This is a genomic window from Paenarthrobacter sp. TA1.8 (assembly GCF_048595705.1).
Lineage (GTDB): Bacteria > Actinomycetota > Actinomycetes > Actinomycetales > Micrococcaceae > Arthrobacter > Arthrobacter nitroguajacolicus.
Genome location: NZ_CP184287.1, coordinates 3,393,751 through 3,408,747, shown reverse-complemented (window position 1 = coordinate 3,408,747; position 14,997 = coordinate 3,393,751). Strand labels below are relative to the sequence as shown.

Genomic DNA, 14,997 nt, shown 5'->3' with positions numbered 1-14,997 from the left:
GGCCACAGATGCGCGTAAGTGTTTAGTGTGGTGGTTGCTTTCCGCTGAATCGGGGCAGCAGAAGGCACTCATAACCGTTGTGCCCGTAGCCGTGTTAAGGCAGCTACGGCACAACGGTGCCCCTACAAGCTGCGATTGGACAGGACCGCGCGAAGGGGGTCACAAGCCTCTCGTGTGGCCATAGCTATTTGGCGGATTTGGCTCACGACTAAATGAAGCTCGTCGTTCAAAGCGTCAGAGACAATTGAACCTTCGGTTCGTTTGGCAAGCCTCTTGTCGAACGAAATTGTTATTTTGCCGCGATGTACGCCACCTAAGCCATTGGCTGCCACTCGAATGACATTCTGAACGGTGAAGTCTTCGTCAAAAAGACGCATCAACGGGCGCGTAAGGAACTGCTCCAACGTCAGCTCCACCCGTTCGTGTCCAGGCGAGATATGCCGAGGGTCTAGCTCTAGCCAATTTACATCCATTAAAACGCCTTCAGCTGGTCTTTCGATCTCAGCCTGTTGGGCAGCTCGGAAGATCAACGGCATGCCAACGTCCTGGCTGACCTTCTGCGCGAACCGCTCCACGAGAAGCAGACGTAAAAGACCAGAAGCCTTCAATACGTCATATTCACTAGCAGTGCTCAACGTTCGCTCACGCAACTCGCTTAGCGTTTCAAGGAAGAACCTTCCATCCTGCACCTATGCGTACTTCGGGTTCGGCACGTAAGGGTTGACGAAAAGATCCATCGGCAACCCCTTCTCATTAGTCCCAATGACACGGAACCAATCGTTCTGCCCCCACACGTCAATGACATTCTCATCGGCATCGTATGAGGTCAGCACGTAGTCATCGTCGTGGCCCCAGTTGGCCGCCCTCACGCGGTACGGCTTCGGATCATTAGCAAGCTCAATCATGAACATATCCATCGACTGATCCTAATGTGTGGATCGGGCAGAGCCGGGAACAATCGGCGTTGGTAGGAGCCGTGGTTGGCCAGTTTCGTCCCAGCCCACTACGTAGTCGCGCTTTTGCTTATCTACGACCAGCTTTGAAAGGTAGTTTTGCATCGGGTCAGGCCCTAATGCACGTAGCGAGTAATTCCCCTCGCCAGGACCGCTTTCCAAGAGGGTTCCTTCTATCCGCAGAGGCTGACGCACAAGCACGCCAGTTTCACTGTCAACCTCAACCGACCAACCCGAAGTGGCAACTACGATGCGGTCTCTATCGGGCGCGTGTGTTGCTCGGATCCACTCAGAAACACGGCATCCGACCGCAAGGTAGGAAGGAGTCGCATTGCTAACGGAGATTTCTATTTGACGTTGGCGCCGAGTCGCGGCGCCATCGCTCAGGTGGCCGAAGCCAATCCCAGGATTAATTACAAGTGGCTGGGTGCCAGAGTTTTCAAATCTGACCCTGAAGATCGCAAAAAGCCATGAGCCATCATCTGGCCCCTTCTGGAACACTGTTCCTGGCTGAATGACATCGAGCACGGGAACGTCATAACTGTCCGACCGCGCGTAGGCGCAGGCTTTCGGGCCGTTTTCGTCGGTATCGCTGAAGGTAAAGAAGATAGCAGGCCCGTTTGCTTCCATGCGGGAGCGGATTGCCTCAGCTGTCATCACTTCTGACTGGTGTGCCTGCTTGCGGGACAGTTCTAGTGATTCGTTGGCGACCGCTGCTGCACGTTCGGCTGCGTCTGCTGACCGATTTGCCGCACCGAGGGCCTTCAGCGTCAACACGGCTTGGACGGCTATGACAACGGCAGACGACGCGGTTGCAATCGCCGCAAACATTGTCCAGTAAACGGCTGGTTCCATTTTTACCCCCATGGCTAAAAGTTCTCGGTCAGTCTCCCACGGATTGACCGGCGCTTAGCGCCACCGATTGATTCATGCCGGCTGATTTCGGCACATATGGCAAGCCCGCTCATGGCGGGTTTTTTCATGCCCAGAACCAAGACAGGAGTCCTTTGTGGCTATCGCAACAACACCCCTCAGTTTCCAAGAAACGGACTACTGGCCACCGCAATAAGACGCCTGGGCACTGCCGGAGCATCATCAACGCAGGGGCCGGCTGGGCTTCCGCCTGCGTCGGAGCACCCAATTGGTGCGTCCCCACGGGAGGTAGTCGCGCACGCGGAGGTCCTGTCGCATATCGGATGCAACCTTGTTGGTGTGTTCGATACTTTCACTCACGTACTCGCTCAGTTTTTCTTGCAACAGTTGAAAGGCTTCAACTGAAAGCATTGCGCTGGCAGCCTCGCGCTCTTCGTCGCTCTGATCTATGTGGAAGTGCTTCTCTCCAAGAATTTCAGGAAGGCTATTGCTCCAGTCTGCGAGGCTGCCCATACGACCGAGATGTGCGTTGATTTCATCGTTGATGTTCGCAGGTGTTATCAACATGACTCTCATGGCAGCAGAGTAATTGGCGGCGACAAAGTCCAGTATTCGGTCCACTTCGGGTTTCTCGTCAGACTCGTCCCTGCCCAGGATGTCGAAAAAAACTCTAGGGGCAGGAAGAGCTACTGTCTCCAAGTAGTGCCTGTACGCGTCAGCCTTTTCGTTACGGAGCCACTGACGATGTTCGTTGTTCCTCGTGAGTGCAGCACCAATAATCGCGCCGATAAGGGCGAAGGATCCTGCAAGGATTGGTACCCAGAGGGTAGACCAATTTATCTCAGCACTTTGGTTAGCGATTTCAGCGGGAGTCATAGCCTCATTCTTTCCGAGAGTGCTACCAAGCCGTTGTGCCCGTAGCCGTGTTAAGGCAGCTACGGGCACAAAACGTGTAAGGATTGGGCGGTGAAGATCACCGTGATAGTTGCGCTGTCTGTCTTGGCTGTCATTGTGACAGTTGTGGGCATTGTGTGGAGCAATAAGCCGAGCGTCCGCGAACATCCTGACGACGAGCATGCTCTACTGATTGAAACCCCGGGCAACCGTTGGCAGGCTCACAGAGGGACCTGGTTTGGGATTAGCGGTGCAGCATTGGGCTTCGCCGCTACGATGATCGCCCTATTTACCGCCTGACCTCAACAAGCGCATGTTGGGGGCCAAATAATCGATTGAAGAGCCGCGCCGGCGATGGCAAATCCCCCTACCACGATGAAGCTATAGGACCATGGATTAATTTTCTCCCTACCAACTTCCAGCGCATTCAGCGTTGCCAGCAGACCACCCGCCGCCACTAGCAGCGCGCCGATGAAGTTGCCCGAAGCAGCAGGCCAATGCCCGTTCGGAAACAAGGTCCAGAAGAAGATAAAAACGCCAACACCTGTTAGGGCAAGAGTCAGTTTTCGTGCCCTGACCTTAGGGGATACGGCAGTAGCTTGAGCGGATTCACGATTCACCAAGTCACTATATATCTAGGCATTGACGGAGCATGGACTTTAGTCGCGGTCTTCTGTAGGGCTGACACCCCACTCCGTCGCGTCATGCGCCTGGGTCTGTAGCTTTGCCTCATGGTGTTCATCGGTTGTGTCGATGATTTCCGTGTCACTAGGTTCCACCGGCACAGGCTCGACGGAAGAGTCGATCCCGAGTTGATCGCCCTTCTCTTTCAGTAGCGATTCGAGATGCTCCTTGGAGTCCTTCTCAGCAGCAAACAAGCGATCATGCACCGGGTCACTAGTCATGGCAAGATGCTAACCCAGTTCGAGACCTTCTTTGTCGTACTAGCGGCTCGTCAAAGCTGCTGCGATGCGTTTTAGGTAGCCGACCGCGATCATGAGCAGACCTAGTACGCCGCCTCCGAAAAGGATAAGACCATTGCCCAGTCCGTTGAATGCTGTGATGAGATAAATTACGGCACTGATGCAGCAGAACGCCAAACCCACTGACACTACGTTCTCACCCGGAAGTTTGGCGGCTTTCCCTGTTTTCCCCATTTTGTTTGTCATGGGCTGATCTAATCACGATTGCGCGGAGTAACAGCCACAGCTAACGCCCATAGCGTTGGATAAGGGGGTATGGTCGGCTCACTACACGACTCAGGGGGACTAATGCGTAAACTCTTACCGCCGCTCATAGTCACGGCGATGTTTCTGACCGCCTGCTCACAGACCTTGAAGGACACTGATCCAGCTGGCTACGAGGCATGCATAATGCTCGACCGATCCCGAGACAAGTCGGTGAACGTAGATGAACGACTCGAACTCGCAATCTTCACAGTTGGGGAACGCGCGGCACAGGCCAACACTCAAGCAATTTTGGACGGCATCGAAAAGGCTGACAAGCCAGCAGGTCTTGAAGCACTCCCTGACTACACGGTGAAAGACTCCCTCGCTGACACATGCCGGGATCTCGGGGTTCCTGTACGAGACATACCTAGAAATCAATAACCCATGATTACAGGGCGAGGCTAGTCGTGTCCTCCAGCCGAGGTTGGTAGCGCCTCGACCTGCTCGCCGGCTCCGTTAGGATTCACTGCTACCCGAGTGAATTCCTTGGGCAGCTCAGGCGACTCCGACACAAGCACTATGCTGGCGTGTTCCGCGGGGGCAACATCATCAAGCAGTGAGTTGTGAAGTTCGACTTCCTGATCGTTAAGCGATCTTCCGGCTGCCTCATCGAGGGCTGTTCCATCAGGCAGACGGTAGACGAAATCGGAGCCATACGACGGTCCCCAGGCGCTCACGAACTGATACGCGCGACTAAATTCGTACTTCTTCCCCTCTGGGTCGAACGCCGTTACCTTGAACATGTTGATCGAGCCTCTGCCTGCGCGATTGTCTACGTCAGCCACGACGTAACTGACAGGCGCTGCCCCTGCTTTTACGCGGAATGCTTCAATCTCCGACACGGCCGGATCATTGATCGAGGCCGGTAATTCAAATTGGATGAGGGCTCCGGTCCTTGCAATAGCCGAGTAGCGTCCTTGAGGCATCACAGTCCGCGTGGCGGAGGGCACGGGCTGCGCCGGTGATGAAGCCGCTGGTTGCGGTTGGGACGAGGCTGACTCACCCTGATTAACTGGTGGGGAGCAGGCGGTCAGCACGATTAGCGAAGCGCTCAGTATTACGGCTTGTACCCGACTCATGATCTGCTCCCGGCGTCGGAGATGGAGTTTAGGCACATCTTAGAAGCTGTAGTTCACGTTTGGAATGGTCGCAGGGCTTGGCTGTCGTACCTTGCATGTACCGTCCGACAGTATGGCGAAGCTTGACCGTGATGGTTCCCAAAGATGATGGCTGAACTCAACGCGGAGGACAGCGGCGGTGTAATTGCACGGTCCCTATATGAGGACTTGGAACCAGATCCGGAGTACCTGCCGCAGAAGACCTGATGCACATTTTTGCAGATCAGCACGCGACGGACTTGCGCTAGTCTGCATTTCTGTTAATCTAATACCAGATCAACTTGGTAATTGATGAAGCTTTTCGAAAGGCCCGTAGCTGTGGTGGCTACGGGCCTTTCTGCTGTCTAATCAAGTATGTTGTGGCAGGTTCAGGTATATGTGTCCCACCCTGCGGGGCTTCTTACGCGGAATGTTGCTCCGCAGTGTCAGAGTGTGTCTATGCTCCCCGACATGAGCACCTCAATCGACCGAACGTACCAGTTGTTCACGGTGAAGGATCTGACCGAACTGTTCCAGGTCAGCCGTTCTACGATCTACCGCCTGAGGGAGCGCCAGGGCTGGCCGCACATCGAGATGGGCAATGAGATTCGATTCTCCTTGGCTCATATCGCGGCCATTCATGCGATGAATGAGATTGTTCCACCTAAGAAGCAGGCCAGAAGCACCAAGATCGGAACCGCTCGAAGCCGCGCTTACTCGCGGTCGTACAACATCCGTAACGGGCTGAAAGAGTGACCGCAGTCCGCAGCGAGTCCGCAACAGGTCCGCAAAGGGGCGATCTCTGGCCGGAACAGCCAACCGCAAGAAACCCTAGAAATCAACGATCCCAACAACTCATGACACCACACAGGTATATAAGGTACGTTCCGCTTCAACGTCTAGATTTTTGTTTGATGGAAGAATGCCGCACCTGCAGAACGGAGGGCGGCATTTTTCGTAGTGTGAAGGCCGAAGCATTCCACGCGATATGACAACCGCGTGGGATGTATCGGGCTATGACACCATGAGCAGGATAAAGAACAATAAGGGGGAAATTGTTATGACCGAACCACATCAACCACCTGCCACGCCCGGCGGCCCGCCGCAAAATACCGGCCCGCACAATGCTGCGCCGGACAGCCCACCGGCCGCTGGCACGGAGAACGCCGGCCACAACGAAGCCGGGGCAAAAAGTACACAGGTGTCCACTCTTTTCAGTTCCTTTGACTTCAAATCGCTGATTCCCGGGGCCCTAGTGGGGGCCGTTTCCTATATGGCCGTTCTCATCACGGCACTTCTCTTTCTGATTCTGGCTTTGATAGGTGTAGCTGTCAGCAACGGCGGCAACACCGAGATACCGTCCAATTCAATGGTGTCCGGCGACAGCACAATGCCGTCTCCGTGGTCCCTGCTAGGCCAGTTCGCTGTTCAGTTGGTGGTCATGAGCCAGCTTGGCGCGCTTGGCTCAAGCATCGACGCAACCATTCCGTTCGTCGGTAGCGTGCACGGTTCGGCGTCATTCTTTGCTGTTCCACTGTTGCTGACTGCCATCTCGGTTGCTGTCCTGTTTTTTGCCGCACGGTTTGCCGCCAGGCGGTCCGCGGCCCAATCCACAGCCGGATTCTGGATCGAGGCAGCGACAGCAGGCCTCGTTTTCACTCTCTTGGTCAACATCATCGGGGCGATCTTTGCTGTAAGCCTGCCGATTCCCAATGTGAAGATCAGCCCGATCGGGGCAGTGACTTTTGGCTCTGTGGCGTTTGCATTGATCCTCGGAACTCTCGCCGCATATTTGGGGCGCGTGTCAGGTACGCCACGTTTCTCCGTCCGCAGCGGGCTGCGTGCTGCAATTGGCCGGGCCTTTGAAACTGTGGCGGTTCACTATGGTGTATTCCTTGCCATTGCGATTCCCGTCCTGGTGATTGCCATCGGCATAAAGTCCGGATGGCAGGCCTCACTCTCATCGCCCTTGTGGGCGCCAACGGCAGGCTTTTTCATGTTCGGCCTGGGCCACCTGAGTGCCGTCAGCCGCACCTGGAATTCCGGTTCAAGCATGTCTTCATCGTCCAATTCTTCAGGTTCAGACATCAGCGTTGGATTTGGAAACGCGCTCACCCAGTTCGGTGTCCCGGGTTGGGCAGGGTGGTTGATGCTTCTCCTGGCGCTAATTTCCGTCGTGGTGGCTTCCGTCTTCTGGTACCTCCGCCGGGGGCCGGTGGTGAGCAACAAGATCGCCGACTGGGTAATGCTCCCTGCAGCCTTCCTCGTTGTCGGGACGCTGATGACGTGGCTCAGCGGCGTGACGGGGACTTTCGACGCCGGGTCGTTGGCTTCGGGCGCCGTCAGCATGACGCTGGCGTGGTGGACGCCGTTCTTCCTGCTGCTGTGGGGCGGCGCAACGGAAGTTTCAGCACGCTATCTGGCGCCCCAGTTGAGCAGGTACGTGCCTTTGCCCTTGGCGTACAAGATCGCTCCTGCCCAGCCAGTCGTCGCGGAACAGGTTGCCACTGCGGCCGTTGACGATCCAAACGGGACGGCTGCCGCTGGAGCCTACCCGGCACTGTCACCGAGAGAGCCCATGACTGCCCAGGCAAAGCGCAAGCTTGGCCTGATTTTGGGGGCAGCCGGTCTCGTCGTCGTACTGGTTGTCGGTGGGTTTATCGCTGTCGATGTGATCAAGGGAAACAATGGACCCGACAAGGCCGTTGCCAGCTACCTCCAGGCGCTGCAGAATGGCGAGGCGTCCAAAGCGATGGCCATCGCCGATCCCGGCGTTGCCAATGATCAGCGGGTTCTTCTCTCTGACGAGGTCTATTCCAAGGCGGCCAAGCGCATCGACAGGTTCGACATCGTGTCGACGAATATCTCCAACGACAAAGCCAACGTGGTTGCCGATATGTATCAGGACGGCCGGAAACAGCAAACGACCTATAGTTTGCGTAAGTCCAACCCGGAGTTTTTGGATGACCACTGGGTCATGGAGTCTGCGCCTCCCCGGAACCTGCGTATCTCCTCGGACACCCCGGTGAAGACGGTCCTGATCAACGGACAGCCAGTTGACGTTAACCTTGCCGACAATCGCTCCGTGACCTACCCTGCCTTGCCCGGCGAGTACACGGTGGAGTTGCCGTCCTCGGAGAAATACCTGACGGCCCCGAAGCTGACGGCGATGGTGAACATCGGAACTGTTTCAACTTCCCCCGTGGCCAGCCTTGAGGTGGAAGCTTCCGAGACCTTGAAGTCGGAGGCGATGGCCCAAATCGACGCCTACCTAGCTGAATGTGTGAAGTCCACCGAGGCCAGGCCGGCCAACTGCCCGTTGAACAGCTACAGTTCGTCGCGCTATACAAAGAACTTCCGCTGGGCACTCACCACCAAGCCCACGTTCGTTGTGAGCAAGGGTTACGGCACTTCCCCTTGGCGTGTCCGCACGGAGACTCCCGGTAAAGCGACCGTCACCTATGAGAAGGACAACTCATATGGATTCGGGACTTCTGATTGGAAAACTACAACGGACACCACCTCAGTGTCCCTGAGCGCCAATATCAGCGTGGAGGATGGCAAAGTGAAGCTGTCTTTCAACAGCTACTAGGACCCGTGGCACTCTGGCGGGGTCTCTGACACTACCGAAGTTTCGCTGACATCAGAATCCATAAAGTTGAGGCCCTTCCCGGCGACCCGGTAAGGGCCTCAGCTTTATGAAGATCTTGGGGGTTTTATGGACGGCGCATCTGAAAAGCGGCCACGGAACAGCTGACGATTCGCCGCCGGGAGGCGGGAACTGCCCCTCTTAGAGCAACACGCCGCACCGGGCGGCAAGCGCCTCGGCTTGTGCTGGCTTAATCAGTTTTCCAAGTCCCGACCCTACTCATCCTAGAGTGCGGCGCTGACGCGGTGGCCGCCGTCGAACACTGTTCCAGCCGAAGACTCCGGACACCTTCTAGACGGCAACTTCATGATGCGCCAGGGTTCCGCGCGGAAGTCCTAGAGCGGGATCTCGCCGGCACTGGTTCGTAAGCCACCAGAGGCCCCTGAAGGTGCCAAGAGATGGCGTTGGATGCCGTCGTGATCCAGCCGGTGAGGGTGAGGTGAACCGGGCTGTTCCCGGAGAAGAGAGGTCCTGTCCTGCTGTCAGACAGCGGATATTACCACCGAGTAGGGTTTGACTTGAAATCCGCGCCAGTTTAGGCATGTGGAGGTTGCGGAACGGTTACAGTTTGGCCAGCATGTCCCAACATCTGGACACAATGTGGGTAGGCTTACACACACATGTAGGCAACGTCACAGTAGGAAACTGTGCCTGTGCCTGGGGGAAATCACGAATTTCCCCTGCTCAACTCCACGACTCATAGGAGGCGGAATGCGTTTCTCGCGCACTTCCAAAGCTCTAGGCGTAGCGGCGATCATCGCCCTCGCAGCGACCGGTTGCGGCGGCGGCGGCGGCAATGACTCCGGCACGTCCGCAGGCGACCCGAATAAGGTCATCATTGCTGACGGTTCAGAACCTCAGCGCCCGCTCATGCCTGCAGACATTAACGAGGTCGGCGGCGGCAAGATTGCCACGCTGATCTTCTCTGGCCTTGTTAGCTACGACCCATCAGGTAAGCCGGTTAACGAGCTGGCGGAGTCCATCGAGGCGCCGGACGCCCAGAACTTCACCATCAAGATCAAGAAGGATCAGAAGTTCACCAACGGTGACACCATCACGGCTAAGACGTTCGTTGACTCTTGGAACTACGGAGCAGCAGCAAAGAACGGGAACCTGAGCGCTACCTTCTTTGAGAGCATCAAGGGTTACGACGAAGCCAGTGCAGAGGGTTCCACGGTGGACACATTGTCCGGCCTCAAGGTCGTGGACGACACCACCTTCACGGTAGAACTTAAGCAGCCTGAATCTGACTGGCCGCTGCGTCTCGGCTACACCGCGTTCATGCCTGTTCCGGCGGCGGCACTTGCTGATCCCAAGACTTACGGCGAAAAGCCCGTAGGCAACGGCCCGTACAAGATGGCTGAGAACGGCTGGCAGCACAATGTGCAGATCCAGCTCGTCCCGAACCCTGACTACAACGGTCCCCGCAAGGCAAAGAACGGCGGCGTGACGTTCAAGATCTTCCAGAACGATGACGCTGCGTACCAGGATCTCCTGTCCAACAACCTGGACATCCTGCAAGTCATTCCCACAAGCGCCCTGAAGAACTTCAAGACGGATCTGGGTGACCGCTTCATTGAGAAGCCTTACGCTGGCAACCAGACCATCGCTATTCCGGAATACCTCCCGGAGTGGAGTGGAGAGGCCGGCAAGCTCCGTCGCCAGGCAATCTCCATGGCCATCAACCGGGAAGAAATCACCAAGGTGATCTTCAGCGGCGGCCGCCAGCCGGCCAAGGACTTCACTGCTCCCGTCCTGGACGGCTACAGCGACAGCATTCCGGGCTCGGACAACCTGAAATTCGATGCGACCAAGGCCAAGGACCTCTGGGCCAAGGCAGATGCCATCCAAAAGTGGGACCCGAATACGGCCTTCACCATTGCGTACAACGCTGACAAGGGTGGTCACAAGGCTTGGGTTGAGGCTCTTACCAACCAGCTGAAGAACAACCTAGGCATCAAGGCAGAGGGACTTCCGTTCGCAACGTTCAAAGAAGCCCGCGATCTTGCTACGACCGGTAAGTTGACTGGTGCAATCCGTGCCGGCTGGCAGGCAGACTACCCGTCGCTGTACAACTTCCTCGGTCCGATCTACAAGACCGGAGCTGGCTCGAACGACGCCCGCTATGAGAACCCGACTTTCGACAAGGCGATCTCTGACGGACTCTCTGCACCTTCTGTTGCTGAAGGTAACAAGGCAATGAACAAGGCCCAGGAAATCCTGCTGCAGGATCTTCCCGCCATTCCGCTGTGGTACCAGGTATCACAGGGTGGCTGGAGCACTGGCGTCACGAATGTTGACTACGGTTGGGACGGCGTCCCGCTGTACTACAACATCACTGGCAAGTAAGCGAAACGGCGGCGAGGGCGCTCAGTTGAGTGCCTTCGTCGCCGTATCACGTTGCAAATCAATGACGCCCAACTCCGGTTGGGCGTCCTTGTGCAGGCTTACTTTGCCTTGGCAGGGAACGTTTGCACATCAGACGAAAAGGTTCTTCAATGAACGACTCTGCTGCACCCTTGGACCGGGTGCCTACTGATCGGGGTGTGATGCGCTGATGGCGACATACATCCTTAAGCGATTCCTCCAGCTGATTCCCGTTTTCCTGGGAGCTACACTGCTGGTCTATTTCCTGGTTTTCAGTCTTCCCGGCGATCCCATTGCCGCTCTGTTTGGCGATAAGCCTGTTAACGAAGCTGTTGCTGCGAAGCTGAGGGCTCAGTACAACCTGGACCAGCCCTTCATCATCCAGTACTTGCTCTATCTCAAGAGCATCTTCACTTTTGACCTCGGCCAGGACTTCTCCGGCCGGCCGATTGCCGCCGTTCTCGGCGAGGTTTTCCCCGTCACGGCCCGGCTTGCAGTGATGGCTCTAATATTTGAAGCCGTCTTTGGCATCGCCTTCGGCCTCATCGCAGGTCTTCGCAAGGGCAAGTTCTTCGACGGAACCGTTTTGATCGCCTCGCTGATCGTCATTGGCATCCCGATCTTTGTCCTGGGCTTCATCCTTCAGTTCTTCATTGGTGTGCAGCTGGGCTGGGCGAAACCAACGGTGAGTTCAGCCGCGACAGTACAGGACCTTATCCTGCCGGCGATCGTTCTTGGCCTGGCATCGTTCGCCTACGTTTTGCGTCTCACGCGCACAAGCGTTATCGAGAACATGAACGCCGACTATGTCCGGACAGCGACGGCCAAGGGCTTGTCTCGTTTCAGGGTTGTCAACGTCCACATTCTGCGGAACTCGCTCATTCCAGTAGTGACGTTCCTAGGCGCCGACCTTGGCACCCTCATGGGTGGCGCGATTGTCACAGAAGGTATCTTCAACGTTCCCGGCGTGGGCAACAGGCTATATCGGGCCGTCTTGTCCGGTGAGGGACCCACCGTGGTCTCCATTGTCACGGTGTTGGTGTTGATCTACTGCCTCTCCAACCTGCTCGTTGACCTCCTATACGCCTGGCTTGACCCGAGGATCCGTTATGACGCCTGAAAATAATCTGACCGGGCAGGACATCGCCCGGCGACACATCGAGCACTTCGTTGCTGATCTTGACGAGACGCCGCTTCAGGCCACAGACAAGGTCAAGGAAGACAGTGCCCCCTCAAGTCTGTGGGGCGAAGCATGGAAGAATCTCCGCAAACAGCCGTTGTTCATTATCTCGGCGATCATGATCCTGGCCGTTGTGGTGGTATCTCTCTTCCCAGGCCTGTTCTCACAGATCGATCCCTCCAATGAGGCCTGCCAACTGGCCAACTCGGATGGTGGACCGACCAATGGACACCCGCTCGGGTTTACCCAGCAGGGCTGCGACGTTTACGCCCGTGTCATCTTCGGTACCCGTTCGTCGGTGACCGTTGGCCTCTTCACCACCATCGGAGTCGTTCTCTTCGGCGGCGTAGTCGGTGCCCTTGCCGGTTACTACGGCGGCTGGGCTGACGCGCTCCTGGCCCGCCTGACGGACATCTTCTTCGCATTGCCCCTGATCCTCGGCGCAATTGTGATGATGCAGCTCCCCGTTTTCCGTGCGAACCGCACGGTGTGGACGCTGGTGTTAATTCTGATTGTCTTCGGCTGGCCGCAAATCGCGCGCATTACGCGGGGCGCCGTCATAGAGGTCAGGAATGCCGACTTCGTCGTGGCCGCACGGTCCCTTGGTGTTTCGCGCTTCCGCTCACTGCTGCGTCACGTCCTGCCCAACTCCCTGGCGCCGATCATCGTGGTGGCAACAATCTCCCTGGGCACGTTCATCGTGGCTGAGTCGACACTGTCCTTCCTGGGCATTGGCCTGCCACCGAGCGTTATGTCATGGGGTAACGACATTCAGGCTGCACAGGCCTCTCTGCGTTCCAACCCGATGCCACTGCTCTACCCGGCTATCGCGCTGTCGATTACAGTCCTGAGCTTCATCATGCTCGGCGATGCCCTCCGTGATGCCTTGGATCCCAAGGCCCGCAAACGATGAAAGGCGAAGCCATGAACTCTTCAGTTCATATCAAGGAAGAAGTCGCTGGCTCCGAGCGTCCGCTGCTGGAGATCAAAAACCTCGCAATCAACTTCGCCACGAGCAACGGTGAAGTTAACGCGGTGAGGAACGCCCATCTCACGGTCATGCCGGGAGAGACGGTCGCTATCGTGGGGGAGTCGGGCTCAGGCAAATCGACATCTGCACTTGCTGCCATCGGGCTGCTTCCGGCGAACGGCCGGGTTGCGGCCGGCGAGATTCTCTTTGACGGCGAGGACATTGCCCACGCTAGCGAAAAGCGAATGATCGAGCTACGGGGCAATTCGATCGGCATGGTTCCGCAGGACCCCATGTCCAACCTGAACCCCGTGTGGAAGATCGGCTTTCAGGTCAAGGAGACCTTGAAAGCGAACGGGCTTCCTTCCGGACCTGACGATGTTGCGATGGTCCTCTCGGAGGCAGGCCTGCCCGATGCTTCCCGCAGGGCCAAACAGTACCCGCATGAGTTCTCCGGCGGCATGCGCCAGCGTGCCCTGATTGCGATCGGGCTTTCGTGCCAGCCGCGTCTCCTGATCGCGGACGAACCGACTTCTGCCCTTGATGTCACGGTCCAGCGCCAGATTCTGGATCACTTGGACAAGATGACCTCCGAGCTGGGAACGGCCGTGCTGCTCATCACTCATGACCTCGGCCTCGCAGCCGAGCGCGCGGACAAGGTGGTGGTCATGTACAAGGGCCAGGTTGTGGAGTCCGGCCCATCACTTGAGCTGCTCCGCAATCCGCGGCACCCGTACACGAAGCGACTGGTTGCTTCGGCGCCGTCGCTGGCCTCACGTCGTATCCAGGTGGCCAAGGAGCAGGGCATCGAGTCCGAGGACCTGCTGGCTCCCACTGAGCCAGTGGTTATCGAGAAGGCTTTACCTGAGGAGGTGCTGAAGGTTGAGGACTTGACTAAAGTCTTCAAGCTTCGCGGTGGCATCGGCAAGTCCACGGATTTCACGGCCGTGGACTCTGTCTCTTTTGCCGTCAAGCGCGGAACCACCACGGCTATTGTCGGTGAGTCGGGATCCGGCAAGTCAACCGTGGCGCAAATGGTCCTCAACCTGCTGGAACCGACGTCCGGAAAGATCATCTTTGACGGCGTAGACACGTCCACGCTCAGCAGCAGGGACCTGTTCAAGTTCCGTCGCCGGGTGCAGCCTATCTTCCAGGACCCCTACGGTTCCTTGGATCCGATGTACAACATCTTCCGCACCATCGAAGAACCGTTGAGGACCCACAAGATCGGCAACAAGGCCAGCCGTGAAAAGAAGGTCCGGGAGCTTCTGGACCAGGTAGCCCTGCCGCAGTCCACCATGCGCCGGTACCCCAACGAACTTTCCGGTGGCCAGCGCCAGCGCATTGCCATTGCGCGTGCCTTGGCCTTGGATCCGGAAGTCATCATTTGCGATGAAGCGGTCTCAGCATTGGACGTCCTCGTCCAAGCGCAGGTGCTGAACCTGCTGGCTGATCTGCAGGACAACCTGGGCCTGACGTACCTGTTCATCACCCACGACCTCGCGGTGGTGCGGCAGATCGCGGATCACGTCTGCGTCATGCAGAAGGGCAAGCTCGTGGAGACGGGCAGCACGGATGACGTCTTCGACAACCCGCGCGAGGCCTACACGCAAGCACTCTTGGATGCCATTCCGGGCGGTTCGCTGTTGTTGCCACCCGCGGTGGCCTGACCGGCGTCGAGCGTTTGACGGCTGTTTAGCAGAAGAGCCGGTGGTTCCCGAGAAAGGAACCACCGGCTCTTGCCGTTAACTTCGTGTTGTGAGGCCTGCTTTGCACGTCATAAAG

Annotated in this window: 16 protein-coding genes; 8 read left to right on the top strand and 8 right to left on the bottom strand. The window is 57.1% G+C overall.

The genetic code is table 11. From position 1 onward, the window contains the following. Positions 1–122 precede the first annotated feature (122 nt). The 4 genes from ACNAOT_RS15835 to ACNAOT_RS15820 all read right to left on the bottom strand — a co-directional run bounded on the left by ACNAOT_RS15835 (position 123) and on the right by ACNAOT_RS15820 (position 2,702). A complete protein-coding gene (locus tag ACNAOT_RS15835) occupies positions 123–689 on the bottom strand; it encodes a hypothetical protein (protein ID WP_420178544.1) in 567 nt (188 codons plus the stop codon). Beyond that, the gene (locus ACNAOT_RS15830; protein ID WP_420178543.1) at positions 690–905 is read right to left on the bottom strand and encodes a hypothetical protein; all 216 of its coding nucleotides are present in this window, start codon (positions 903–905) and stop codon (positions 690–692) included. Between the two features lie 21 nt (positions 906–926). Next, positions 927–1,820, bottom strand: a complete 894-nt coding sequence (locus tag ACNAOT_RS15825; protein WP_420178542.1) for a hypothetical protein — start codon at positions 1,818–1,820, stop codon at positions 927–929. A 228-nt stretch (positions 1,821–2,048) separates the two neighbouring features. Beyond that, a complete protein-coding gene (locus ACNAOT_RS15820) occupies positions 2,049–2,702 on the bottom strand; it encodes a hypothetical protein (protein ID WP_420178541.1) in 654 nt (217 codons plus the stop codon). A gap of 90 nt (positions 2,703–2,792) precedes the next feature. Between ACNAOT_RS15820 and ACNAOT_RS15815 the strand changes: the two genes are divergently transcribed. After that, entirely contained in the window at positions 2,793–3,020 is a 228-nt protein-coding gene (locus tag ACNAOT_RS15815; protein WP_420178540.1) for a hypothetical protein, read from the top strand. A gap of 2 nt (positions 3,021–3,022) precedes the next feature. On the opposite strand, the gene ACNAOT_RS15810 is transcribed toward ACNAOT_RS15815, so the two are convergent. Genes ACNAOT_RS15810 through ACNAOT_RS15800 form a run of 3 tightly spaced genes read right to left on the bottom strand, consistent with a single transcriptional unit; the run spans position 3,023 to position 3,889 of the window. Beyond that, on the bottom strand, positions 3,023–3,340 hold the full coding sequence (locus ACNAOT_RS15810; protein ID WP_420178539.1) for a hypothetical protein: 318 nt from the start codon (positions 3,338–3,340) through the stop codon (positions 3,023–3,025). Positions 3,341–3,379: 39 nt separating this feature from the next. Then, entirely contained in the window at positions 3,380–3,625 is a 246-nt protein-coding gene (locus ACNAOT_RS15805; RefSeq protein ID WP_420178538.1) for a hypothetical protein, read from the bottom strand. Positions 3,626–3,664: 39 nt separating this feature from the next. Beyond that, positions 3,665–3,889: a hypothetical protein gene (locus ACNAOT_RS15800; RefSeq protein WP_420178537.1), complete on the bottom strand. Its 225-nt coding sequence runs from the start codon at positions 3,887–3,889 to the stop codon at positions 3,665–3,667. A 102-nt stretch (positions 3,890–3,991) separates the two neighbouring features. On the opposite strand from ACNAOT_RS15800, the gene ACNAOT_RS15795 reads away from it, so the two are divergent. Continuing rightward, on the top strand, positions 3,992–4,330 hold the full coding sequence (locus ACNAOT_RS15795; RefSeq protein ID WP_420178536.1) for a hypothetical protein: 339 nt from the start codon (positions 3,992–3,994) through the stop codon (positions 4,328–4,330). Positions 4,331–4,350: 20 nt separating this feature from the next. On the opposite strand, the gene ACNAOT_RS15790 is transcribed toward ACNAOT_RS15795, so the two are convergent. Then, the gene (locus ACNAOT_RS15790; protein ID WP_420178535.1) at positions 4,351–4,791 is read right to left on the bottom strand and encodes a hypothetical protein; all 441 of its coding nucleotides are present in this window, start codon (positions 4,789–4,791) and stop codon (positions 4,351–4,353) included. A gap of 726 nt (positions 4,792–5,517) precedes the next feature. Here ACNAOT_RS15790 and ACNAOT_RS15785 point away from each other — a divergent pair. From ACNAOT_RS15785 to ACNAOT_RS15760, 6 genes are all read left to right on the top strand, one after another. After that, the gene (locus tag ACNAOT_RS15785; RefSeq protein ID WP_420178534.1) at positions 5,518–5,802 is read left to right on the top strand and encodes a helix-turn-helix domain-containing protein; all 285 of its coding nucleotides are present in this window, start codon (positions 5,518–5,520) and stop codon (positions 5,800–5,802) included. A 304-nt stretch (positions 5,803–6,106) separates the two neighbouring features. Beyond that, on the top strand, positions 6,107–8,638 hold the full coding sequence (locus ACNAOT_RS15780; RefSeq protein WP_420178533.1) for a hypothetical protein: 2,532 nt from the start codon (positions 6,107–6,109) through the stop codon (positions 8,636–8,638). A gap of 768 nt (positions 8,639–9,406) precedes the next feature. Beyond that, positions 9,407–11,044 carry a peptide ABC transporter substrate-binding protein gene (locus ACNAOT_RS15775; protein WP_420178532.1) on the top strand — a complete coding sequence of 546 codons (1,638 nt, stop codon included), beginning with the start codon at positions 9,407–9,409 and terminating at the stop codon, positions 11,042–11,044. A gap of 208 nt (positions 11,045–11,252) precedes the next feature. Next, the gene (locus ACNAOT_RS15770; protein WP_420178531.1) at positions 11,253–12,182 is read left to right on the top strand and encodes an ABC transporter permease; all 930 of its coding nucleotides are present in this window, start codon (positions 11,253–11,255) and stop codon (positions 12,180–12,182) included. Then, positions 12,172–13,155 carry an ABC transporter permease gene (locus ACNAOT_RS15765; RefSeq protein ID WP_420178530.1) on the top strand — a complete coding sequence of 328 codons (984 nt, stop codon included), beginning with the start codon at positions 12,172–12,174 and terminating at the stop codon, positions 13,153–13,155. Before ACNAOT_RS15770 ends, ACNAOT_RS15765 begins: the two co-directional genes overlap by 11 nt. An 11-nt stretch (positions 13,156–13,166) precedes the next feature. Continuing rightward, positions 13,167–14,882 carry a dipeptide ABC transporter ATP-binding protein gene (locus tag ACNAOT_RS15760; protein ID WP_420178529.1) on the top strand — a complete coding sequence of 572 codons (1,716 nt, stop codon included), beginning with the start codon at positions 13,167–13,169 and terminating at the stop codon, positions 14,880–14,882. The last annotated feature ends 115 nt before the right edge of the window (positions 14,883–14,997 follow it).

Coding starts and splice junctions, on each gene's coding strand:
- ACNAOT_RS15820 (WP_420178541.1), bottom strand. CDS start 2,702: ATGACTCCCGCTGAAATCGCTAACCAAAGTGCTGAGATAAATTGGTCT.
- ACNAOT_RS15795 (WP_420178536.1), top strand. CDS start 3,992: ATGCGTAAACTCTTACCGCCGCTCATAGTCACGGCGATGTTTCTGACC.
- ACNAOT_RS15760 (WP_420178529.1), top strand. CDS start 13,167: ATGAACTCTTCAGTTCATATCAAGGAAGAAGTCGCTGGCTCCGAGCGT.
- ACNAOT_RS15830 (WP_420178543.1), bottom strand. CDS start 905: ATGATTGAGCTTGCTAATGATCCGAAGCCGTACCGCGTGAGGGCGGCC.
- ACNAOT_RS15785 (WP_420178534.1), top strand. CDS start 5,518: ATGAGCACCTCAATCGACCGAACGTACCAGTTGTTCACGGTGAAGGAT.
- ACNAOT_RS15800 (WP_420178537.1), bottom strand. CDS start 3,889: ATGACAAACAAAATGGGGAAAACAGGGAAAGCCGCCAAACTTCCGGGT.
- ACNAOT_RS15825 (WP_420178542.1), bottom strand. CDS start 1,820: ATGGGGGTAAAAATGGAACCAGCCGTTTACTGGACAATGTTTGCGGCG.
- ACNAOT_RS15805 (WP_420178538.1), bottom strand. CDS start 3,625: ATGACTAGTGACCCGGTGCATGATCGCTTGTTTGCTGCTGAGAAGGAC.
- ACNAOT_RS15765 (WP_420178530.1), top strand. CDS start 12,172: ATGACGCCTGAAAATAATCTGACCGGGCAGGACATCGCCCGGCGACAC.
- ACNAOT_RS15780 (WP_420178533.1), top strand. CDS start 6,107: ATGACCGAACCACATCAACCACCTGCCACGCCCGGCGGCCCGCCGCAA.
- ACNAOT_RS15775 (WP_420178532.1), top strand. CDS start 9,407: ATGCGTTTCTCGCGCACTTCCAAAGCTCTAGGCGTAGCGGCGATCATC.
- ACNAOT_RS15770 (WP_420178531.1), top strand. CDS start 11,253: ATGGCGACATACATCCTTAAGCGATTCCTCCAGCTGATTCCCGTTTTC.